The following is a 21,995-nucleotide window of genomic DNA, read 5'->3' as shown; positions in this document are numbered from 1 at the left end:
ATTCCCCTGGCCGATCATCAGGTGTTCATGCCGGTGCCGCCCAATACGCCCATGACGCCTGAGCTGGAGCCGAGAACGGATCTGGCGGGGGAGGCCGTACCTGCCAGCTATGCCACGCCTGAGTCGTCCGGGCCGGCCTAGCGGTCTGAATGATGTGGACAAAAAAGCCGGCTCCAGTGAAGGGAGCCGGCTTTTTATTGGTAAAAGGATTATCAGGCGGTCACGCCATCGGCCTTGGCGGATGCCTCGGTGGCGTCCGGCGCCGCATTGCGGATGAGGTAATCAAATGCACCCAGTGCAGCAGTGGCACCCGCTCCCATGGAGATGATGATCTGCTTGAACGGCACGGTAGTGGCGTCACCGGCGGCGTAGACGCCGGGCAGGGAAGTGGCGCCCTTGGTGTCGATCTCGATCTCGCCAAAACGGGTCAGGGCAATCTCGCTCCCTTTCAGGAACTCGGTGTTGGGGATCAGGCCTATCTGCACGAAGATACCCGCCACGCCTAAGTGCTTGATCTCACCTGTTGTGCGGTCTTCGTAATCCATGCCGACCACCTTGCTGCCATCACCAATCACTTCGGTAGTGCGAGCGCTCATGATGATGTCGATATTGCCCATGGAGCGGGCCTTCTTCTGCAGCACCTCATCGGCACGCAGGGTATCGGCAAATTCCACCACGGTCACATGCTCGACTAGGCCGGCCAGATCGATGGCAGCCTCGACACCTGAGTTGCCGCCCCCGATCACCGCCACCCGCTTGCCTTTGAAGAAGGGGCCATCGCAGTGCGGGCAGTAGGCCACGCCCTTGGTGCGGTACTCGAGCTCGCCCGGCACGTTCAGGTCGCGCCAGCGGGCACCGGTTGCCAGGATCACGGCACGGCTCTTCAAGGTGGCGCCGGAGGCGAGATCCACATTCACATAGCCATCTTTGCTGATGGCGGCGGCGCGCTGCTCTGTGATCACTTCCACGCCGTACTGCTTGACGTGTTGCTCCAGACTCGCGGTCAGCTTGGGACCTTCGGTGTAGGGCACGGAGATAAAGTTCTCGATACCGACTGTGTCCATCATCTGGCCGCCGAAGCGCTCGGCGACGATGGCGGTGCGGATGCCTTTACGAGCGGCATAGATGGCGGCGGCAGCACCAGCCGGGCCACCGCCGACCACCAGCACGTCGTAGGGGGCTTTTTCACTCAGCTCGGCAGCCTTGCGATCGGCCGCGCCGGTATCGAGCTTGGCCACTATCTCTTCCAGCGAGATACGCCCCTGGCTGAATGGCTGACCGTTCATATAGACGTTCGGCACCGCCATGATTTGACGTTCGGTGACTTCTTCCTGGAACAGGGCGCCGTCGATCATGGTGTGGGTGATGCCGGGGTTTAAGGTCGCCATCAGGTTCAGCGCCTGCACCACGTCCGGGCAGTTGTGGCAGGAGAGGGAGATATAGGTCTCGAAGTGGAACTCGCCCTTGAGATTGCGGATCTGCTCCTGCACGGCCGCATCGGCCTTGGAGGGGTGACCGCCGCTTTGCAGCAGGGCGAGCACGAGAGAGGTAAATTCATGACCCATGGGGATGCCGGCAAAATGAACGCGCGGGATCTCGCCCTTCGGCGCGATGCTCATGGAAGGCTTGCGGGCATTGTTGCCATCTGTCATGGCAATCTTGGGGGACATCTCGGCTATCTCGCGGGCCAGCGCCAGCAGCTCGGCGGTTTTGTCACTGTCGTTGCCGGACACGCTGATCTCGATGGGATTGACGATGTACTGCAGATAGGTGTTCAGCTGTTGTTTGAGGTTGGTATCCAACATCTTCCAATTCCTTCTTGTGATTGCGGGTCGGCGTTTTGTCAGGCCAGAAAGCAGACCGGCCCTTGAATGGGCCGGTCTTGGAAGCGGAGGCTTAGATTTTGCCTACCAGATCCAGGGACGGGGCCAGGGTGGCATCGCCTTCTTTCCACTTGGCCGGGCACACTTCACCCGGGTGGGAGGCAACGTACTGGGCCGCTTTGACTTTGCGCAGCAGTTCCAGAGCGTCACGGCCGATACCGCCAGCGTTGATTTCAACGATCTGGATGATGCCCTGCGGGTCGATGACGAAGGTGCCGCGGTCAGCCAGACCGGCTTCTTCGATCATCACGCCGAAGTTGCGGGTGATGGCGCCTGTCGGGTCACCAATCATCGGATACTGGATCTTCTGGATGGTGTCGGAGGTGTCGTGCCACGCCTTGTGAGTGAAGTGGGTGTCGGTGGAGACGGAGTAGATCTCGACGCCCAGCTTCTTGAATTCGGCGTAGTTGTCAGCCAGGTCACCCAGCTCGGTCGGGCAAACGAAGGTGAAGTCTGCCGGGTAGAAGAACACCACGGACCACTTGCCTTTCAGGTCAGCGTCAGACACCTGAACGAATTTGCCATTGTGGTAGGCGGTGGCGTTGAACGGCTTGATTGCAGTGTTGATGTAGGTAGACATGTATTTGCTCCTTGGTGATGTACATATGCCTGTCTGGTGTTGAAGAGTCTATCCGGATCAGGCGTTTAACGTTCGATGGATTCATCATAGGGGCTTCTCCTAATCGGCTAAAGCCGCAATTTTGAATCACTTCAATCTATCTATTAGATAATCTACCGCTGCTGTACTAAACATGAATATTTCTGACGTGCCAAGGTAACCCCTTGCCGAGATTAACATCTGTGCGGCACCCTGGATTTTCAAGGGCCGAATGGGCATCTTCTTCAGGGACGGGCAGGGCGTGGCAGTGACGTGCTGCGTGACGCATGTAACAAACTGGGGTGGGGCAGGATCGTGTAGATAAAAAAATCCCGGCGCTGTCGTGAGGACAAGGCCGGGTCATCAAACAAGGAATGGCTATGTAAACAAAAGCTTTACAGCAAAGACTAACTACGGGGTGTGCAAACTTGCAGACATATGAGAGGAAGAGGCTGGGTGCACAATCCCTCGTCTCCCTCTCGGCAACTATTGCATGGGGCAGATAATAGTGTGATGTAGATCACAAAGCAAGCCTGTGGTGTAATTTTTCCATCAAAATAGAAGGCTTTCAGCTTTATTGCTGGTTTCATGTGCTGAAAATGCTTTTGTTGTAATTTTATTACATAATTTAAAGATCAGAATCGCTGGGCGGCTCCTGTTCTTCCATCAGTTCGAGCAGGTTGATGGCAACTGCAATGAAATCCGACTCCGTGACTATGCCTACCAGCTTGCGCCCCTTGAGCACCGGCAGGCAGCCATATTTGTGGCGTTGCAGGTAGAGGGCCGCTTCCTTGATGCCGGCGTGGGGATCCACGCTCGCTACCTGGCGGGTCATGATCTCGTCGAGCTGGACGCTGTCGGTGAATTCCGCTTCCCGCTCCGGGTTGATGAGCAGCAGCTTGGACTCGCGGGTGGCCAGGATGTCGGTGAGGGTGACCAGACCCAGCAGATGACGGTGCTCGTCGACGATGGGGATGTGGCGGATCTGCTCCTGTTGCATCAGATCCATCGCCTGTTTGACGCTGTTTTCCGGACCCAGGGTGAAGGGATGTTCTGTCATGATCTCGGATAAAGTCATCATGGTGGGCCTCCTTGTGTATCTGCTTTCACCCTAGCTCACCCCTCCTGAATAGAACATGATCAGGGTCAATACAGATCATTAAAGAATCATTAACCGGAGGTGTGTCTCAATATTGCTCGCTATCCCTTGTCTCTCTTGGGTTTTTGGTCTTTTGGGTTGCCTTGGAAGAGGGGGATAACTAGACTAGCCGCCGATTCCCCCGAGGTGAAAGATGCAAGTATCCGATTTTCATTTTGATCTGCCAGACGAGCTGATTGCCCGCTATCCGATGGCAGAGCGTACCGCCAGCCGCCTGTTGCAGCTCGATGGTCAAAGCGGCGCCCTGCGCCATGGTCAATTTGTGGATGTGCTGGACCAGCTCCACCCCGGTGATCTGCTGGTATTCAACAACACCCGTGTCATTCCGGCGCGCATGTTTGGCCAGAAGGCCAGCGGCGGCAAGCTGGAGGTGCTGGTGGAGCGCATCCTGGACGAGCACAGCGTGCTGGCTCACGTGCGTTCCTCCAAGTCGCCCAAGCCGGGCACCCGGATGATCATGGATGGTGGGGTGGAAGCCGAGATGCGGGCCCGCCACGATGCCCTGTTCGAGATCCATTTCCTCGACCCGCGTCCGGTGTTGGAGATTTTGGACGCCATCGGTCACATGCCGTTGCCGCCCTATATCGACAGGCCCGATGAGGATGCCGACAAGGAGCGCTACCAGACTGTCTACAACCAGAAGCCGGGTGCCGTGGCCGCGCCGACCGCCGGCCTGCACTTCGATGAGCCGCTGCTGGCAAAGATCCGCGCCAAAGGGGTTGAAACGGCCTTCGTCACCCTACATGTAGGGGCGGGGACCTTCCAGCCGGTGCGGGTGGACAAGATTGAAGATCACCACATGCACTCGGAATATGCCGAAGTGCCGCAGGAGGTGGTGGATGCCATTACGGCGACCCGTGCCCGTGGTGGTCGCGTCATCGCCGTCGGCACTACCTCGGTACGCTCCCTGGAGAGTGCGGCCAAGGTGAGCCTGGCCCAGGGCAAGCCGCTGGCGCCATTTTTCAGCGACACCGACATCTTCATCTTCCCCGGCTACCAGTTTCAGGTAGTCGATGCCATGGTCACCAACTTCCATCTGCCGGAGTCGACCCTGATCATGCTGGTCAGCGCCTTCGCCGGGTACGATCAGGTGATGGCGGCCTATCAGGCCGCCGTGGCCGAGCAGTACCGTTTCTTCAGCTACGGGGACGCGATGTTTGTCACCCGTCGCCGGGCAGTGGCATAAGCCTCGCCCTTATATACCGGGCCTTTGGGCTCTCTATTGTCAGACTGTTTCTCTGACGCAACGAGGTAACAATGAAATTTGAACTGAAAACCACCGATGGCCGTGCCCGTCGCGGTCAACTGGTGTTCGAACGTGGCGTGGTACAAACGCCGGCCTTCATGCCTGTCGGTACTTATGGCACCGTCAAGGGGATGACCCCGGAAGAAGTGCGTGAGACCGGTGCCCAGATCCTGCTTGGCAACACCTTCCACCTCTGGCTGCGGCCGGGGCAGGAAGTGATGCGCGCCCACGGCGATCTGCACGACTTCATGAACTGGCAGGGCCCGATCCTGACCGACTCAGGTGGTTTCCAAGTGTTCAGCCTGGGACACATTCGCAAGATCACCGAGGCGGGTGTGCACTTCCGTCACCCCATCAATGGCGAGAAGATCTTCCTCGACCCCGAGAAATCCATGGAGATCCAGTACGATCTGGGCTCCGACATCGTGATGATCTTCGACGAGTGCACCCCCTATCCGGCCACTTACGAAGAGGCGCGCAAGTCCATGGAGATGTCCCTGCGCTGGGGCAAGCGCTCGCGCGACAAGTTTGATGCCATGGGCAATAAAAATGCCCTGTTCGGCATCATCCAGGGCTCGGTCTATGAAGAGCTGCGGGATGTGTCCCTCAACGGCCTGCTGGAGATCGGCTTTGACGGTTATGCGGTCGGCGGTCTGGCGGTGGGCGAGCCCAAGGAAGACATGCACCGGATCCTCGAGCACGTCTGTCCGAAAATTCCGGCCGACAAGCCGCGCTACCTGATGGGGGTGGGCAAGCCGGAAGATCTGGTTGAAGGGGTGCGCCGCGGGGTCGACATGTTCGACTGCGTGATGCCGACCCGCAATGCCCGCAACGGTCATCTGTTTACCACCGATGGTGTGGTCAAGATCCGCAACGCCAAGTATCGCAGCGACACCAGCACTCTGGATGCCGATTGCGATTGCTACACCTGCAAGAACTACACCCGCAGCTATCTGTACCATCTGGACAAGTGCAACGAGATCCTCGGTGCCCGTCTGAACACCATTCACAACCTGCGTTATTACCAGCGTGTGATGCAGGGTTTGCGGGACGCGATCGAGCAGGGTAAATTAGACGACTTTGTAACTGAGTTTTACCGTCGGCAAGGGAAGCCTGTGCCTCCATTAGCTGAAAATGACGTTAAATAACAACGATATATAAGTTAGTTATCAAATCTACATCAAATAAGAGGTTGTTAAATGAGCATTATCTCCAAGGCATATGCAGAAGGCGCAGTTCCGGGTGCACAGAGTGGTGGCATGGAAATGATCATCATGCTGGCCGTGTTCGGCCTTATCTTCTACTTCATGATCTATCGTCCCCAGGCCAAGCGTGCCAAAACTCATCGTGACCTGATGAGCTCCCTGGCAAAGGGTGATGAAGTGCTCACCTCAGGTGGCCTGGTTGGCAAGATCGCCAAGGTGTCCGCCGATAGCGAATACATAGTGCTGTCCCTGAATGATCAGACTCAAGTTACCATCAAACGTGATTTCGTCTCTGCCGTTCTGCCCAAGGGTTCTATCCAGTCCCTTTAATCTCCCGAGGAGCACAGCGTGTTAAATCGCTATCCGCTGTGGAAATACCTGATGGTGGTCTTCGTGATCGCCATCGGTTTTCTATATGCAGCCCCCAATCTTTACGGCGAAGACCCGGCCTTGCAGATCTCTGCCAGCCGGGGTGCCGAAGTCAAGCTAGAGACGCTTGATCTGGTGAAAGAGGCCCTAGAGGCGGCTCAGATCCCGGTCAAGCATGCTGCGTTCGAGCATGGTTTCATTCTGATCCGCTTCAGGAACACCGAAGAACAGCTCAAGGCGCGCGACGTCGTCGCCAACAAGCTGGGCGACAACTTCATTACCGCCCTCAACCTGGCGCCCTCCACGCCGGCCTGGCTTGAAGCCATCGGTGCTGCACCGCTGAAGCTGGGTCTGGATCTGCGCGGTGGTGTGCACTTCCTGATGGAAGTGGACATGGCCGAGGCACTGACCAAGCAGCAAGAGCAGATGGTGCAGGATTTTCGCACCGAGCTGCGTACCCAGAAGATCCGTTACTCCGGCGTGCGCCGGGTCGGTGATCAGGTACAGGTTCTGTTCCGTGATGAAGCGGATCAGGAACGCGCCATCTCTTATCTGCGTCGTCAGAACCCGGATTTGAACTTCACCACAGAGCAGAAAGGGGACGAGTTCGTTCTCAACGCTGCCCTCAGTGATGCCAAGATCAAAGAGGTGAGAAAGTATGCTCTCGAGCAGAACATCACCATTATCCGTAACCGGGTGAACGAACTGGGTGTGGCTGAGCCGCTGGTCCAGCAGCAGGGCGCTGAACGCATAGTGGTCCAGCTGCCCGGTATTCAGGATACTGCCCGCGCCAAGGAGATCCTGGGGGCAACCGCGACCCTGGAATTCCACATGGTCGATGAAACCGCTGATATCCAGGCTGCCGCTGATGGCCGTGTTTCGCCGAGCTCCAAGGTCTATACCGACCGCCACGGCCGTCCGGTTGTGCTGCAAAAGCGGGTGATCCTGACCGGTGACCACATAGTGGGTGCCCAGTCCGGTTTCGATGAGTACAGCCGCCCTCAGGTCAACATCAAACTCGATGGCCAGGGTGGTAACAAGATGGCCAACTTTACCAAGGACAACGTCGGTAAAGGCATGGCGACCGTCTTCATCGAGTACAAGCCGGTGGGCCAACCCGGTCCGGATGGCAAGCGCAAGTTCCGCAAGCAGGAGGAGGTGATCAACGTCGCCACCATCCAGTCGCGTCTTGGCAGCCAGTTCCGCATCACGGGTATCGACAACGCCAATGAAGCCCATAACCTGGCGCTGCTGTTGCGTGCCGGTGCCCTGATTGCCCCCATCCAGATTGTGGAAGAGCGCACCATAGGCCCAAGCCTGGGTCAGCAGAACATCGACAGCGGGATGGAAGCCATCGGCTGGGCCATGCTGGTGATCGTACTGTTCATGGGGATCTACTACCGTGCCTTCGGCTGGGTGGCCAACCTGGCGCTGGTGATCAACCTGGTATTGATTGTCGGCATAATGTCGATGATCCCGGGGGCCACCATGACACTGCCGGGCATTGCCGGTATCGTCTTGACGCTGGGAATGGCGGTGGATGCCAACGTGTTGATCTTCGAGCGTATCCGGGAAGAGATCCGCAACGGTCGCGGTGTGCAGCAGGCCATCCATCTGGGCTTTGATCGCGCATTCTCGACCATCGCCGACTCCAACGTCACCTCGCTCATCACCTGTGTGATCCTGTTCGGTATCGGTACCGGTGCCATCAAGGGCTTTGCCTTGACGCTGGGTATTGGTCTGACGGCTTCCATGTTTACTGCCATCACGGTTTCCCGCGCCATTATCAATCTGGTCTGGGGTGGACGGCATATCGACAAGCTGCCGATCTAAGGAAGAGACATGTTTCAGATTCTACATTTTGAAAAACCTATCCCGTTTATGCGCTATGCCAAGCCGGGTGTGGTTTTCTCTACCCTGCTGATGGTGATCTCCCTGTTCTTCCTGTTCGATCGGGGTCTGAACTGGGGTCTGGACTTTACCGGCGGCACCACCATAGAGGTGGGATTCCCGCAGTCGGTGAGCCTGGACAAGATCCACAAGGTGCTGGATGAGCAGAAGATTGCAGGGGCAACCCTGCAACACTTCGGATCCAGCCGTGACGTGCTGGTGCGGATGACTCCACAAGAGGGGGTCAGGGTAGAGCAGCAGGGCAATCAGGTGCTGGCAGCTGCCCAGCAGATTGATCCGGAGGCTGTGCTCAAGCGCGTCGAGTTCGTCGGCCCTTCAGTGGGCGATGAACTGGCTACCGATGGTGCCCTGGCTATGCTGGCATCCATCCTTTGCATCATGGCCTACGTGGCGGTGCGCTTCGAATGGCGTCTGGCGTTGGGGGGGATCGTTTCCTTGGTGCACGACGTGGTCATCACTCTGGGCGTATTTGCCTTCTTCCAGTATGAGTTCGATTTGACCGTGCTGGCGGCGCTGATGACGCTGGTAGGTTACTCCTTGAACGACACCATAGTGGTGTTCGATCGCCTGCGGGAAAATTTCCGCAAGGTGCGCAAGGGGGATACCGAGTACATCCTGGATCTCTCCATGACCGAAACCTTGAGTCGGACCGTCATTACCTCGGGTCTGACTTTCGTGGTGGTGCTGGCGTTGCTGCTCAAAGGCGGCGCCCTGCTCCACGGGTTTGCGGTAGCCATGGTGATAGGTGTGGCATTTGGTACCTATTCCTCCATCTATGTGGCGAGTTCGTTCGCCATGTTCCTCGGGGTTAAACGGGAGCACATGCTGCCGACTCCGGTGGAAAAAGAGGGTGCGGATCAGCAAGAGATCCTGCCGTAATCGACAAGGGCGCCGTGAGGCGCCCTTTCTCTTATGGGCCGAGTGAGTCATGATGCGACTCATTATCAATGTCCTATTACTCAAGGCAAGGAGCAAACCATGCAACATAATCCACGTTTTCTGGCGCTGGTCGAGGCGATCCGTCCTCAGGTAACAGAGACTGACGTGCACCAGATAAAACGTTGGCAGAATGAGGGACGTGCCTTTCACCTGATCGACGTGCGTGAGGAGAGCGAGTGGGGCAGGGGCCATCTGCCTGGCGCGGTTTACCTCGGTCGTGGCGTGATTGAGCGCGATATCGAAACGCGCTATCCGGATCCGGCCACCGAGCTCTACCTCTATTGTGGTGGGGGATTTCGCTCCATCCTGGTGGCGGATAACCTGCAGAAGATGGGGTATAGCCGGGTTGTCAGCGTCGATGGTGGTTTTCGGGGCTGGTGTGATGCCGGATACCCTGTCGAATCCTGATTTATTTGAGGGAGAGAGGTTCAGCCACATGACAAAGTGTCGGTTGACCTTTACCATATGCGGGGTCAAGCGTCAGCGTCGGAGTGTTCATTGAACGTCAGGAAAGGGATTGGATACCTCCTTGGTATCCTGTTGCTGCTCCCCATGTGGGGTTGCAGCAGTAGCAGTCAGGTTGAAGCGCCTCAAGTTCCCAAGCCGCAACCCGCTTCACTGGTATTGGCGACCCCCCTGCAGGTCTCTTACCAGAGCGAGTTGGCGTTGGCACGACTCGGGCAAATGCTCGGTGAGATGGAATTGACCACCGAGCAACGGGCTGAACTGTTTTATGAGCGTGCCGTGGTGTTTGACCGGGTTGGCTTGCGCTCCCTGGCGAGGCTGGATTTCAACCGGGCCTTGCGGGAGAAACCGGATTTTGCCGAGGCCTACAACTTCATCGGCGTTTATCTGGTGCAGCAGCAGAATTATGACGAAGCCTACGAGGCATTTGATTCTGCCCTCGAGCTGGCTCCCGATTATGACTATGCCTATCTCAACCGTGGCATTGCGCTCTATTACGGCAATCGTCCCGAGCTGGCCGCCGCCGATATGAAACGCTTCTATGAAGCGCAGCCAGAAGATCCCTATCGGGTGATCTGGCTCTATCTGGCCGAGCAAAAGCTCAATGCGCCAGCCGCCATGAGCCGGATGCGCGAGCGTCTCAACAAGTATGACGACGACGCCTGGAACTGGGATCTGGTGCGCCTTTACACCGGCGAGATCAATGCGACCCAGTTGATGAGCAACGTGGTGAAAGGGGTGAAGGATAACCGGGAGCTTGCCGAGCGCTTGAGTGAAACCTACTTCTACCTCGGCAAATTTGAACTGGCCAAGGGCAACCGCAAGGAAGCCATCAGCTACTTCAAGCTGGGACTCGCCAACAACGTGTACGACTTCATCGAGCACAGATATGCCCTGCTCGAGCTGGAACTGATGGCGCGCAAACCCGTGCCGCCGGGGACCCAGAGCGCACAGGGCAAGAGCAGCAAGCAGGCCTACTGATTGCTGGTGCTCGCGATGTAAAAAAGGCCTCAATGATGAGGCCTTTTTGCTGCCTGCATTCTGGTATCGGTGCGGCGTTATTCCACCAGACTCATACCGGGGATATTTGGCACCAGTAACCGTGGCGGCCGCGCTCAGGCCTGCCTGCATTCTGGTATCGGTACGGCGTTATTCCACCAGACTCATACCGGGGATATTTGGCACCAGTAACCGTGGCGGCCGCGCTCAGGCCTGCCTGCGTTCTGGTATCGGTACGGCATTATTCCACCAGACTCATACCGGGGATCTGGCGCCAGTAACCGTTGCAGTCACGCTCCCGTTGCAGGGAGAGGGGGGCCTGACCTTGCTGATTGGCCTTGAAGCGATCCAGCATCTCAAGGGTGTCCAGTCCTTCGGGGGAGAGGCGTACCACGTCCACCAGACCCTCCATGCCGGTGATCTCGTTGCCCAGGTTGTAGCAGTAACCTGACTGGGTCTGGATACCGTTGAGGTTGAACACCTTCTGTCCCTCGCGGCTGTTGGCCAGCCGGCCTGTGGGATAGTGGATGCAGGCGAGTTCGCAGTTGTCCTTTGGCTTGTCGAGGGAGCGGGCGGTGAAGCAGCGTGCTGAGTAGGCGAGCGGCAAGTGGCCGTAGGCGAACACCTCCACGTCGAACTGCTGGCGAGCGCTGCCCAGATCCTGATTGAGCTGCATCAGCCAGTCGCGCGACAGCTCCACCGGCATCACCCAGCGTGTCATCCCCTGTTTGAGCAGCATACGCAGCACGTCGGCGTTGTAGGCATTGATGGCCGGGCCGCAGACAAACGGGATCCCCGCCTCCCAGGCAAGTTGCACCGTGCCGAGATCGTTGGCTTCGACCATCAGATCGCCATTGTCGACCAGCCGTTTGACCTCCTTGAGCTCCGAGGGGGCCGAGATCAGCGCCAGGGTGGAGAGTACGACCTGCTTGTCTGAGGCCGCCACCTGGCGGGCGAGGGAGATCCAGTCATCCACCTTGAGTTCACGGCGCTTGCTGCAGACCGTTTCCCCCAGATAGATGATGTCCGCCTGGCTCTGTGTTGCGGCGTCATAAAAGGCCTGGATATCGGCTTTGGGCCAGTAGAAGAGCAGAGGCCCGAGAGAGAATTGCATGTGGTTGAGATCCTTTATTGCCACTGACGATGATAGGCGCCGAGAGTAGTCTGACTCCCCTCGGAGACGCGGGCGAGCTGGGCATCCCACTCGGCTTTGACGCCATAGGCATCGGGATTGGCCTGGTAGGCGTCAATGGCCGCGCGCCAGACCCGGGTGACTTGCTCCACGTAGGCGGGACTGCGCTGGCGCCCCTCGATCTTGACCGACTGGATCCCGGTCTGGAACAGCTCTGGCAAGAGCCCCAAGGTGTTGAGGCTGGTCGGCTCCTCCAGCGCATGGTAGGTCTGGCCATCCACCTCGAAGCGGCCCTTGCACAGGGTTGGGTAACCGGCGTTTTCACCCGGGCCGTAACGGTCGATCAGCACCTCGTTGAGGCGGGATTCGAGGCCACTCGGTGTTTCCTCCCAGCGTACAAACTTGGCCGGTGAGCAGGCTCCCACCGTATTGGGACTCTCACCTGTCATGTAGGAGGATAAGTAGCAACGTCCCTCCGCCATGATGCAGAGGCTGCCGAAGGCGAACACCTCGAGACCGACGTCAGTCTCGCGGGCCAGCTGCCTGACCTGATGCATGGAGAGCACCCGTGGCAACACCACTCGGCCAACGTTGAAATGCTGCTGATAGAAGCGGATGGCGGCGGCGTTGGTGGCGCTGGCCTGCACCGAAACGTGCAGCTCCATGTCCGGATGGTGGCGGCTGGCGTAATCGAGCACGGCGAGATCGGCGATGATCAGGGCGTCGGCCCCGAGCGCCACGCCCCGGTCCACTGCCTGCTTCCATCTGGTATCCGATCCCGGATGGGCGAAGGTATTGATGGCGATGTGCAGCTTGCGGCCATGCTGGTGCACGTAGTCCACCGCTTTTTCCAGCTTGCTGTCGGTGAAATTGAGGCCGGCAAAGTGGCGGGCATTGGTGTCATCCTTGAAACCGATGTAAACCGCATCGGCCCCGTTATCCACGGCTGTTTTCAGTGCCGGCAAACTACCTGCCGGACAGAGTAATTCCATCGGGTACGCTCCGAGAGGGCAAAAAATGCAAAAGTGGCCCGATTGTATTCATCGATGCCTTCCCACTTTTTGACCTGAGGCAGCTTTGTGTGGCTTTACCCTTCTTGAGGTAAGTAGGCACAAGTTTGATTTTCAACAGGATCCAGCGCGTGGCCTTGTGTTTGAATGCGCAAAAACTGGGAGTTTATCGTGTTTCAACAACTGCAATGTCGCCTGGTCGAACAGGCTCCCCGCTTTCTGCGCCGCCCCCTCAAGCTGGTGCCGTTTGCGCTGCAGCAGAACCTGATGGAGCGCCTGCTGGCGCGGGTGTTCAAGGACGCCATCCAGGAGGGTGATTTCGAATTTCTGGCCGGCAAATGGCTCAGGGTCGAGGTGTCGGATCTCGAGCTCAGCTGGTTCATCAGCGAACAGGATGGAAAACTGGTGGTGGCCCGCCATTGTGCGCGGGCGGATGTCTGCTTCAGCGGCACCACCAATGATCTCATCCTGATCGCCGGTCGCAAGGAAGATCCTGATTCTCTCTTTTTTCAACGCAAGCTGAAGATTGAAGGGGATACCGAGCTGGGACTGGAGGTGAAGAACCTGATGGACAGCCTGGACCTGGATGGCTTGCCGAGCCTGATGCGCTATCCGCTGATGGATCTGGCTACCTTCATCGAACGGGCGCGCACAGCGTCAGCGCAGGAGTCGCACTCTGCGCCGACGGGCGGGGTCCCGTCTCAGGTGTAATACCAGGCCACTGGCATGGTGGCGGTAGTGACTGCGAGCCCACAGGCAGCGACAGGCCCAGACACAAGGGATCACAGCCAGCAGGGCGGCAGCGTTGGGGAGGCGGGAGAGCAACAGACCCAGCGCCAGCCAGATGAAGGGCTGCGCCTCGTACAGCCACTCCGGCTTGAACCAGCGTTTGGTCGGAAAGATGATCAGGTCGGTACGTCGATAGCTGGAGCGCATCATCCAGATGACAGCGCCTGCGACAAACAACAGGCTGCCCGCCAGCCAGAGCAAGGGGGTTTGGGTGAGCGTGATCATACCGACCGCGGTCAGCAGATAGCAGACTGGTAACCTCTCATAAAGCCAGTGCGGGCACATGTTGCCTCCGTTCCTAGATCAACGCATCCTCCAAGTTTAGCCTGTGGTCAGCCTCTGCTCATGATGCTTTGTTCTACACAATGAGGGTTTTGTTGTGAAATGGCGCGCCTTTTACGGTGCCAAAATAGCGATTGGCTATGTTACAATTGCGCGCCATTTTTGACTGAAGATTGACAGGGCATGTTGGATCAGATTCGTATCGTGTTGGTAAACACTTCTCACACCGGCAACATGGGCTCTGCGGCACGCGCCATGAAGACCATGGGACTGACCCAACTGGTGTTGGTTGATCCGCAGGCCTTGCCAGATGACAACGCCATGGCCCTGGCGGCAGGTGCCAGCGATGTCCTGGCCAATGCCCGTATAGTGCCGACGCTGGATGAAGCCATTGCCGATTGTGGTCTGGTCATAGGCACCAGTGCCCGTTCCCGTACCCTGAGCTGGCCCATGCTGGATCCTCGCGAAGCGGGGGAGAAGGCGGTGGTGGAAGGCGTGAAGCATCCGGTGGCCCTGGTGTTTGGCCGTGAACGCACTGGCCTCACCAACGACGAGCTGCAGAAGTGCCACTACCACGTGGCCATTGCGGCTAACCCCGAATACAGCTCTCTTAATCTGGCCATGGCGGTGCAGACTATCTGCTACGAAGTGCGGATGCACTGGTTGCAGGATCAGGCTCCCGAGGTGGTGAGTGAGGCGGATTATCCCAGTGCCGATCAGCTGGAAGGCTTCTATCAGCACCTGGAGCAGACCCTGCTCAAGACGGGATTCATTGCTGACGACCATCCCGGGCAGGTGATGAGCAAGCTGCGTCGCCTGTTCAATCGGGCCCGTCCGGAAACGGTGGAGCTGAACATTTTGCGCGGTATTTTGACCTCGGTACAGAAGCCGAAACCGCAGGATTAAACCTGACTGTATTACTCAACCATATACTTGACTGTTTTAGTCGGGTATGTGACCATATGCCCATGTTGATTGGTTCGCAAGACGGTAAGGCATATGAGACTGACCTCAAAAGGACGTTACGCTGTGACTGCCATGCTCGACGTGGCGTTGCATGCAGAGCAGGGGCCTGTGCCTCTGGCTGATATTTCAGAACGCCAGGGCATCTCTTTGTCCTATCTGGAACAGCTGTTTGCCCGCCTGCGCAAGCATGGCCTGGTGAGTAGCGTACGTGGCCCGGGTGGCGGTTATCGCCTCGGTCTGGCCCCTGACGCCATCTCGGTCGGTCAGGTGATCACCGCGGTCGACGAGTCGGTGGATGCCACCAAGTGCCTCGGTAAAGGGGGTTGCCACGGCGGTACCCAGTGCCTCACTCACTCCCTGTGGCGTGATCTTAGCGAGCGCATTTCCAGTTTCCTGGGGGATATCACCCTGGCAGAGCTGGTGAGTCAGGCGGATGTGCGCCGGATCGCCGGCAAGCAAGACGAACAAATGAAAACCGTGTTGTCCCTGGTTGATCGGGCAGAACGCGGCGATGTGAGCTTGAAAGTCCAACTATAAACAAACGTGCTTTCCACAGTCGGTCGATGTGTGACCCTGGCTGTAACGGAGAAAAACATGAAACTGCCTATTTACCTTGATTATTCGGCAACCTGTCCGGTGGACCCGCGTGTCGCAGAAAAAATGATGCAGTGTCTCACCATGGATGGCCTGTTTGGCAATCCAGCATCCCGTTCCCACCGCTTTGGCTGGCAAGCCGAAGAGGCGGTAGACTTGGCCCGTAATCAAGTGGCAGACCTGATCGGTGCCGACCCGCGCGAGATCGTCTTCACCTCCGGCGCGACCGAATCCAACAACCTGGCCATCAAGGGCGTTGCCCATTTCTATGCTGGCAAGGGCAAACACATCATCACCTCCAAGACAGAGCACAAGGCAGTACTCGATACTTGTCGCCAGCTGGAGCGTGAAGGCTATGAGGTGACTTACCTCGAGCCGATGCCGAACGGCCTGTTCACCCTGGAGCAGATCGAAGGCGCCCTGCGCGATGACACCATTTTGGTCAGCATCATGCATGTGAACAACGAGATCGGCGTGGTGCAGAACATTGCCGCCATCGGCGATCTGTGCCGCTCCCGCAAGATCCTGCTGCACGTGGACGCGGTCCAGAGCGTGGGCAAAATCCCGGTGGATGTGGAAGCCCTGAAAGTGGATCTGCTCTCCGTGTCCGCCCACAAGGTATACGGCCCCAAAGGCATAGGTGCCCTCTACGTGCGTCGCAAGCCTCGCGTGCGTCTGGAAGCCCAGATGCACGGTGGCGGTCATGAGCGCGGCATGCGTTCTGGCACCCTGCCGACCCACCAGATCGTCGGCATGGGCGAAGCCTTCCGCATCGCCAAGGAAGAGATGGTGAGCGAAGGTCAACACATCATGGCTCTGCGTCAGCGTTTGTGGGATGGCATCAAGGACATCGAAGCCGTTTATATCAACGGTGACCTGGAACAGCGTGTGCCGGGCAACCTGAACGTCAGCTTCGCCTATGTGGAAGGGGAATCCCTCATCATGGCGCTGAAGGATCTGGCAGTCTCTTCCGGCTCTGCCTGTACCTCGGCCAGCCTGGAGCCCTCCTATGTGCTGCGTGCACTGGGTCTGAACGACGAGCTGGCGCACAGCTCCATCCGTTTCAGCTTGGGTCGCTTTACTACAGAAGAAGAGATTGATTACGCAATCAAGCTTATCCGTGACTCCATCGGTCGTCTGCGCGAGATGTCTCCCCTGTGGGAGATGTACAAAGATGGCGTCGATCTGAACACGGTCGAATGGGCTCATCACTGATCCACAGGATCAGTGATCAACGGAATTAGCAGGAGTTAGATATGGCTTACAGTGAAAAAGTAATCGACCACTACGAGAATCCCCGCAACGTAGGTGGCTTCGACAAGAACGATCCCAACATAGCGACCGGCATGGTTGGCGCCCCGGCTTGTGGCGACGTGATGAAGCTGCAGCTGAAGATCAGCGACGATGGCATCATCGAAGATGCCAAGTTCAAGACCTACGGCTGTGGCTCTGCCATTGCCTCCAGCTCCCTGGTGACCGAGTGGGTCAAGGGCAAGACGCTGGACGAGGCCGCGGGCATCAAGAACACCGACATCGCGGAAGAGCTGGCCCTGCCGCCGGTGAAGATCCACTGCTCCATTCTGGCTGAGGATGCCATCAAGGCCGCCATCGCCGATTACAAGCAGAAGAAAGGTCTCTAAGGTCAGGAGCGCAGTATGGCCATTACCATGACAGATGCCGCAGCGGCACGGGTTTCCTCTTTTCTGACCAACCGGGGCAAGGGCATTGGCCTTCGCCTCGGCGTCAAGACCACCGGCTGTTCGGGTCTTGCCTATGTGCTCGAGTTTGTCGATGAGCTGGCGGATGAAGATCAGGTGTTTGAGCAAAACGGTGTCAAAGTCATCGTCGATGCCAAGAGCCTGATCCATCTGGATGGCACTGAGCTGGACTTCGTCAAGGAGGGGCTCAACGAGGGCTTCCAGTTCAACAACCCCAACGCCAAGGGCGAGTGTGGTTGTGGCGAAAGTTTCAATGTCTAACCGGTTTGACATACGGTATGTTTTGCCGCTTGAACTGGCCGGAAACGGCCAGTTCAATATCGCCCACCTCAGGGGCGAGTGTGGTGGTGGCGAACGTGTCTAAGAGGCTTGCATGAATCATTTCGAGCTGTTTGGGCTGGTTGAAGGCTTCGAGCTCGATACCCGTCAGCTGGCGGATACCTACCGTCAGTTGCAAACCCAGTTCCACCCCGATCGTTTTGCCACGGCTCCCGAGCGGGAGCAACTGGTTGCGGTGCAACGTGCCGCCCAGATCAACGATGCCTTCACGACCCTCAAGGCGCCCCTGCGCCGAGCCGAGTATCTGCTCTCCCTGCGCGGCACCGAACTTCGTGGCGAGCAGCAAACCCTGCAAGACACTACCTTCCTGATGCAGCAGCTGGAGTGGCGTGAGCGGCTGGCCGACCTGAAAGGGGAGTCCGAGCCTGAGCGTGCTATCAAGGATTTTCGCCACGAAATCAGGCATGATCACCAGTTGTTGATGCAACGCCTGACGCAGGATCTCGCAGCTGGCGATGATGTGAGCGCGGCTGATTGCGTTCGCAAACTCAAGTTTGTCGACAAGCTCCTCGAAGAGCTGGAACGATTCGAAGACTCGCTGTTCGAGTCTTGATCCTTTAACGCTGGAATTTTGATTACCCATGGCATTACTGCAAATCGCCGAGCCCGGCCAGAGCGCCGCACCTCATCAGCATAAACGTGCCGTTGGCATCGATCTTGGCACCACCAACTCTCTCGTTGCTGCGGTTCGCAGCGGTCACGCCGATACCCTCTGCGACGAGCAGGGGCGGGATCTGCTGCCGTCTGTGGTGCACTATCAGTTTGACAATGGCCAGGCTGATGCCATTCGGGTCGGCTTCGACGCCAAGCGTGAGGCGGCCCTCGATCCGCACAACACCATCGTCTCCGCCAAGCGGATGATGGGCAAGGCGCTGGCCGATATCGATACCCGCCAGCAGCCTTACCAGTTTGTGGCCGCCGACAATGGCATGCCCCAGTTTCAGACCCGTCAGGGGCTGGTCAACCCGGTGCAGGTCTCTGCCGAAATCTTGAAGAAACTGGCCGAGCGGGGCGCCGCCGCACTGGGCGGTGAGCTGGATGGCGTTGTCATCACTGTGCCTGCCTATTTCGATGATGCCCAGCGTCAGGGCACCAAGGATGCGGCCCGTCTGGCCGGCTTACACGTGCTGCGCCTGCTCAATGAGCCGACCGCGGCCGCCATCGCCTACGGCCTCGACTCCGGTCAGGAAGGGGTGATAGCGGTCTACGATCTCGGCGGCGGGACCTTCGACATCTCCATCCTGCGGCTGCATCGCGGCGTGTTCGAGGTGATGGCCACCGGCGGCGACTCCGCCCTTGGGGGCGATGATTTTGATCACCTGCTGGCGGACTGGATCAAGGAGCAGGCCGGCCTTGAAGGTCTGCTCGACGCCCGTACTCAGCGCGAGCTGCTGGACGTGGCGGCCGCTGTTAAACACGGCCTGACCGATGCCGTTCGGGTGCCCTGTGCCTTTGCCGGCTGGCAGGGCGAGGTGAGCCGCAGCCAGTTTGATGCGCTCATCATGCCGCTGGTCAAGCGTACCCTGCTGGCCTGCCGCCGCGCTCTGCGCGATGCGGGCCTCGAGCAGGTGGAAGTGCTGGAAGTGGTGATGGTCGGTGGCTCCACCCGGGTGCCGCTGGTGCGCGAGCTGGTGGGCGATTTCTTCCAGCGTCCGCCGCTGACCCGTATCGACCCTGACAAGGTAGTGGCCATCGGCGCCGCCATTCAGGCCGACATTCTGGTGGGCAACAAGCCCGATGCCGAGATGCTGCTGCTGGACGTGATCCCGCTTTCCCTGGGGCTCGAGACCATGGGTGGCCTGGCCGAGAAGGTGATCCCGCGCAACACCACCATACCGGTGGCCCGCGCCCAAGAGTTCACCACCTTCAAGGACGGCCAGACCGCGATGGCGATCCATGTGGTACAGGGTGAGCGCGAACTGGTGGCCGATTGCCGCTCTCTGGCGCGTTTCACCCTGACCGGTATTCCGCCGATGGCGGCGGGTGCGGCCCACATTCGTGTCACCTTCCAGGTGGATGCGGATGGCCTGCTGTCGGTCAGCGCCATGGAAAAATCCTCTGGTGTGCAGGCCGAAATCCAGGTCAAGCCCTCCTACGGGCTGGGGGAGGAGGACATACTCACCATGCTGAGCGCCTCCATCGCCAATGCCCAGCAAGACATGGATGCCCGCATGCTGGCAGAGCAGCAGGTGGAGGCCGATCGTGTGGTCGAAAGCCTCAACGCCGCGCTGGCCGCTGACGGTGATACGCTGCTGAGCGCCGCCGAGCGCGCCACCATCGACAGTGCGATTACTCATCTGCTGGCCATGCGCGCCGCAGGGACAACCAATCAAATCAAAGATGCCATCGAGGCGGCGGACGCTGCCAGTGGCGAATTTGCAGCCCGCCGGATGGATGCCTCCATCCGCAAGGTGCTGACCGGACAAAACGTCAACAAGGTGTAATATGCCAAAACTGATTATTCTGCCCCATCCCGAGCTCTGTCCGGACGGTGCTGCCCTCGAAGGCCAGAGTGGCGAAACCATTCTGGACGTGGCACTGCGCAACGGTATCGAGCTCGAGCACGCCTGCGAGAAGTCCTGCGCCTGCACCACCTGTCACTGCGTGGTGCGGGAGGGGTTTGACTCCCTCGAGCCGAGCGATGAGCTGGAAGATGACATGCTGGACAAGGCGTGGGGGCTGGAGCCGGAATCCCGCCTCAGTTGCCAGGCTAGACTGGCAGACGAGGATCTGGTGGTGGAACTGCCCAAGTACACCATCAACCTCGCCTCAGAACGCCATTGATGGCACCTTAATTACACATGAGTGAATTGAGCGTGCAGCATCTCATGGTGCAGTAATGATATGGTGAAGGCCGTGACCCTCGAGGGGAACGGCCTTTTTTGTACTCGTTATTTCCCTATTCATTAATGCAAGTGCCAATAAAAAGGAAGCAAGAGAAGATGGCTGACATGATGAAGGTAGTGTTGTCCACCCAGGCCGCTGCCGCCCATTGGGGCGAAGGCGCCCTGCTCAGTTTCAATGATGACCAGGTACTGATCCATCTGGACCTCGCCCGCCAGGAGCAGGATGCACTGCGTGCCATCCAGCGTGCTGGCCGTCGGCTCGAGTCGACCGGTATCAAGCGGGTCAAGCTGGCCGGTGAAGCCTGGGATCTGGAGCGCCGCTACGCCTTCGCCCAGGGCTTCTATGCCGCCAAGGGAGTGCGTGAGCTGGACTTCGGTGAGCAGAGTGCTTCTGATGCCCGCGAGCTGGATGCGCTGATCAAGGCGAGCCGCTGGGTGCGAGAGGTGACCAACGGTTGTCCGGAAGATATTTATCCCATGAGCCTGGCGGAGTCCGCCCTGCTGCTCATTCGTGGTCTGGCTGGGGATCAGGTGACTGCCCGTATCACGGCTGGCGAGGCGCTGCGTGAGGCGGGCCATATCGGGATCTGGTCGGTGGGCCGTGGCAGCGAGCGCGAACCCGTGCTGCTGGAGCTGGACTACAACCCGACCGGGGATCGCAATGCCCCCGTGGTGGCTGCCCTGGTGGGCAAGGGCATCACCTTCGACTCCGGTGGCTACTCCATGAAGTCCTCTGACAACATGCTGCCGATGAAGTCCGATATGGGCGGCGCCGCCATGGTGACCGGCGCCCTGGCGCTCGCCATCAGTCGCGGCCTCAAGCACAGGGTCAAGCTCATCCTCTGCTGCGCCGAAAACCTGGTCTCCGGCCACGCCTTCAAGCTGGGTGACATCCTCACCTACAAGAACGGCATCTCGGTCGAGATCCAGAATACCGATGCCGAAGGGCGTCTGGTGCTGGCCGATGGCCTGATGGCGGCCTCCGACAGTGGCGCTGCCTATATTCTCGATGCCGCTACCCTGACCGGCGCCGCCAAGACGGCGCTGGGTCGCGACTACAACGCTGTGTTTGCCCTCGATGAAGTCGAGCAGCAACGGGCACTGGCAGCCGCTAAAGCCGAACACGAGAAGGCTTGGGCCCTGCCGCTGGAACCCTGGCATGCCAGCCAGCTCACTTCGGCCTTTGCCGATCTGGGCAATGTGGCTGCCGCCGAAGGCACGGCCGGTGCCACCACGGCGGCTGCGTTTTTGTCCCGCTTCGTGCGCGATGAGGGCAAGGGGTGGGTACACCTGGATCTGGCCGCTGCTTATCAAAAATCTGGCAACGATCTCTGGGCGACCGGTGCCAAGGGCCACGGCCTGCGCACGATCGCTCGCTGGCTGCAGGAGGTGACGATATGAACGTCTGGTTAAACCGTGAGTTCGCGCCAGCCGAGTGGGGGGAGGGAGCACTGCTCTCTCACCGTGCCGATGGCATGGTGATCCATCTGGTCACCGCCACGCCACTGCTCGATATCCAGCAGGCAGCGCGTCGCCTGTGCAGTC

At 58.7% G+C, this 21,995-nt stretch carries 23 protein-coding genes and 2 pseudogenes; 19 read left to right on the top strand and 6 right to left on the bottom strand.

All coding sequences use genetic code 11. The features are described from left to right. Positions 1-141: pseudogene (locus tag AAC083_RS09885) on the top strand (MFS transporter); the annotation flags it as partial. Positions 142-212: 71 nt separating this feature from the next. Here the strand turns inward: AAC083_RS09885 and ahpF are convergent. From ahpF to AAC083_RS09870, 3 genes are all read right to left on the bottom strand, one after another. After that, positions 213-1,805 carry an alkyl hydroperoxide reductase subunit F gene (gene ahpF / locus AAC083_RS09880; protein ID WP_042034430.1) on the bottom strand — a complete coding sequence of 531 codons (1,593 nt, stop codon included), beginning with the start codon at positions 1,803-1,805 and terminating at the stop codon, positions 213-215. Positions 1,806-1,896: 91 nt separating this feature from the next. Beyond that, positions 1,897-2,463: an alkyl hydroperoxide reductase subunit C gene (ahpC, locus tag AAC083_RS09875; protein WP_042034429.1), complete on the bottom strand. Its 567-nt coding sequence runs from the start codon at positions 2,461-2,463 to the stop codon at positions 1,897-1,899. Between the two features lie 646 nt (positions 2,464-3,109). Continuing rightward, a complete protein-coding gene (locus tag AAC083_RS09870) occupies positions 3,110-3,562 on the bottom strand; it encodes a CBS domain-containing protein (RefSeq protein WP_108536493.1) in 453 nt (150 codons plus the stop codon). 211 nt (positions 3,563-3,773) lie between these two features. On the opposite strand from AAC083_RS09870, the gene queA reads away from it, so the two are divergent. The 7 genes from queA (at position 3,774) to nlpI (ending at position 10,756) form a co-directional block, all read left to right on the top strand. After that, a complete protein-coding gene (gene queA, locus AAC083_RS09865; protein ID WP_042034427.1) occupies positions 3,774-4,826 on the top strand; it encodes a tRNA preQ1(34) S-adenosylmethionine ribosyltransferase-isomerase QueA in 1,053 nt (350 codons plus the stop codon). 71 nt (positions 4,827-4,897) lie between these two features. Continuing rightward, positions 4,898-6,034: a tRNA guanosine(34) transglycosylase Tgt gene (gene tgt / locus AAC083_RS09860; RefSeq protein ID WP_108536492.1), complete on the top strand. Its 1,137-nt coding sequence runs from the start codon at positions 4,898-4,900 to the stop codon at positions 6,032-6,034. Positions 6,035-6,085: 51 nt separating this feature from the next. After that, positions 6,086-6,421, top strand: coding sequence for a preprotein translocase subunit YajC (gene yajC / locus AAC083_RS09855; protein WP_042034425.1), 336 nt, complete (start codon positions 6,086-6,088; stop codon positions 6,419-6,421). An 18-nt stretch (positions 6,422-6,439) separates the two neighbouring features. Beyond that, on the top strand, positions 6,440-8,293 hold the full coding sequence (gene secD / locus AAC083_RS09850; protein ID WP_042034424.1) for a protein translocase subunit SecD: 1,854 nt from the start codon (positions 6,440-6,442) through the stop codon (positions 8,291-8,293). Between the two features lie 9 nt (positions 8,294-8,302). Next, complete coding sequence (gene secF, locus AAC083_RS09845; protein WP_108536491.1) at positions 8,303-9,250, top strand: protein translocase subunit SecF; 948 nt, start codon at positions 8,303-8,305, stop codon at positions 9,248-9,250. A 99-nt stretch (positions 9,251-9,349) separates the two neighbouring features. Further along, on the top strand, positions 9,350-9,718 hold the full coding sequence (locus AAC083_RS09840) for a rhodanese-like domain-containing protein (protein WP_042034422.1): 369 nt from the start codon (positions 9,350-9,352) through the stop codon (positions 9,716-9,718). Positions 9,719-9,808: 90 nt separating this feature from the next. Further along, a complete protein-coding gene (nlpI, locus tag AAC083_RS09835; protein ID WP_282960468.1) occupies positions 9,809-10,756 on the top strand; it encodes a lipoprotein NlpI in 948 nt (315 codons plus the stop codon). Between the two features lie 259 nt (positions 10,757-11,015). Here the strand turns inward: nlpI and AAC083_RS09830 are convergent, their stop codons facing one another. After that, positions 11,016-11,888, bottom strand: a complete 873-nt coding sequence (locus tag AAC083_RS09830) for a U32 family peptidase (protein WP_108536489.1) — start codon at positions 11,886-11,888, stop codon at positions 11,016-11,018. 14 nt (positions 11,889-11,902) lie between these two features. After that, positions 11,903-12,898: a ubiquinone anaerobic biosynthesis protein UbiU gene (gene ubiU, locus AAC083_RS09825; protein ID WP_108536488.1), complete on the bottom strand. Its 996-nt coding sequence runs from the start codon at positions 12,896-12,898 to the stop codon at positions 11,903-11,905. 189 nt (positions 12,899-13,087) lie between these two features. Here ubiU and ubiT point away from each other — a divergent pair, with 189 nt between their 5' ends. Continuing rightward, on the top strand, positions 13,088-13,627 hold the full coding sequence (gene ubiT, locus AAC083_RS09820) for a ubiquinone anaerobic biosynthesis accessory factor UbiT (RefSeq protein WP_108536494.1): 540 nt from the start codon (positions 13,088-13,090) through the stop codon (positions 13,625-13,627). Here the strand turns inward: ubiT and AAC083_RS09815 are convergent. Continuing rightward, the gene (locus tag AAC083_RS09815) at positions 13,574-13,990 is read right to left on the bottom strand and encodes a hypothetical protein (RefSeq protein WP_108536487.1); all 417 of its coding nucleotides are present in this window, start codon (positions 13,988-13,990) and stop codon (positions 13,574-13,576) included. The genes ubiT and AAC083_RS09815 overlap by 54 nt on opposite strands. A 180-nt stretch (positions 13,991-14,170) precedes the next feature. Between AAC083_RS09815 and trmJ the strand changes: the two genes are divergently transcribed. From trmJ to AAC083_RS23000, 10 genes and pseudogenes are all read left to right on the top strand, one after another. After that, a complete protein-coding gene (trmJ, locus tag AAC083_RS09810) occupies positions 14,171-14,893 on the top strand; it encodes a tRNA (cytosine(32)/uridine(32)-2'-O)-methyltransferase TrmJ (protein ID WP_108536486.1) in 723 nt (240 codons plus the stop codon). A 93-nt stretch (positions 14,894-14,986) separates the two neighbouring features. Further along, positions 14,987-15,490 (top strand): Fe-S cluster assembly transcriptional regulator IscR, encoded by a 504-nt coding sequence (gene iscR, locus AAC083_RS09805; RefSeq protein ID WP_042034415.1) that lies wholly within the window; start codon positions 14,987-14,989, stop codon positions 15,488-15,490. A gap of 57 nt (positions 15,491-15,547) precedes the next feature. Next, a complete protein-coding gene (locus AAC083_RS09800; protein WP_108536485.1) occupies positions 15,548-16,762 on the top strand; it encodes an IscS subfamily cysteine desulfurase in 1,215 nt (404 codons plus the stop codon). A gap of 41 nt (positions 16,763-16,803) precedes the next feature. Beyond that, positions 16,804-17,187, top strand: a complete 384-nt coding sequence (gene iscU, locus AAC083_RS09795; protein WP_005310405.1) for a Fe-S cluster assembly scaffold IscU — start codon at positions 16,804-16,806, stop codon at positions 17,185-17,187. 15 nt (positions 17,188-17,202) lie between these two features. Beyond that, the gene (gene iscA, locus AAC083_RS09790; RefSeq protein WP_042034411.1) at positions 17,203-17,526 is read left to right on the top strand and encodes an iron-sulfur cluster assembly protein IscA; all 324 of its coding nucleotides are present in this window, start codon (positions 17,203-17,205) and stop codon (positions 17,524-17,526) included. Between the two features lie 112 nt (positions 17,527-17,638). Continuing rightward, the gene (gene hscB, locus AAC083_RS09785) at positions 17,639-18,157 is read left to right on the top strand and encodes a co-chaperone HscB (RefSeq protein ID WP_108536484.1); all 519 of its coding nucleotides are present in this window, start codon (positions 17,639-17,641) and stop codon (positions 18,155-18,157) included. A 28-nt stretch (positions 18,158-18,185) separates the two neighbouring features. Further along, on the top strand, positions 18,186-20,048 hold the full coding sequence (hscA, locus tag AAC083_RS09780; protein ID WP_108536483.1) for a Fe-S protein assembly chaperone HscA: 1,863 nt from the start codon (positions 18,186-18,188) through the stop codon (positions 20,046-20,048). Between the two features lies 1 nt (position 20,049). Then, positions 20,050-20,388: an ISC system 2Fe-2S type ferredoxin gene (gene fdx / locus AAC083_RS09775; RefSeq protein WP_042034407.1), complete on the top strand. Its 339-nt coding sequence runs from the start codon at positions 20,050-20,052 to the stop codon at positions 20,386-20,388. Between the two features lie 158 nt (positions 20,389-20,546). Further along, positions 20,547-21,851: an aminopeptidase PepB gene (pepB, locus tag AAC083_RS09770; protein ID WP_108536482.1), complete on the top strand. Its 1,305-nt coding sequence runs from the start codon at positions 20,547-20,549 to the stop codon at positions 21,849-21,851. Further along, positions 21,848-21,995: pseudogene (locus AAC083_RS23000) on the top strand (aminopeptidase PepB); the annotation flags it as partial. The gene pepB and the pseudogene AAC083_RS23000, both read left to right, overlap by 4 nt.

The organism is Aeromonas sp. HMWF014, assembly GCF_963878295.1.
Classification (GTDB): domain Bacteria; phylum Pseudomonadota; class Gammaproteobacteria; order Enterobacterales; family Aeromonadaceae; genus Aeromonas; species Aeromonas popoffii.
Note: the sequence above shows the minus strand (reverse complement) of the source record. Positions and strands in the feature narration are given on the sequence as shown.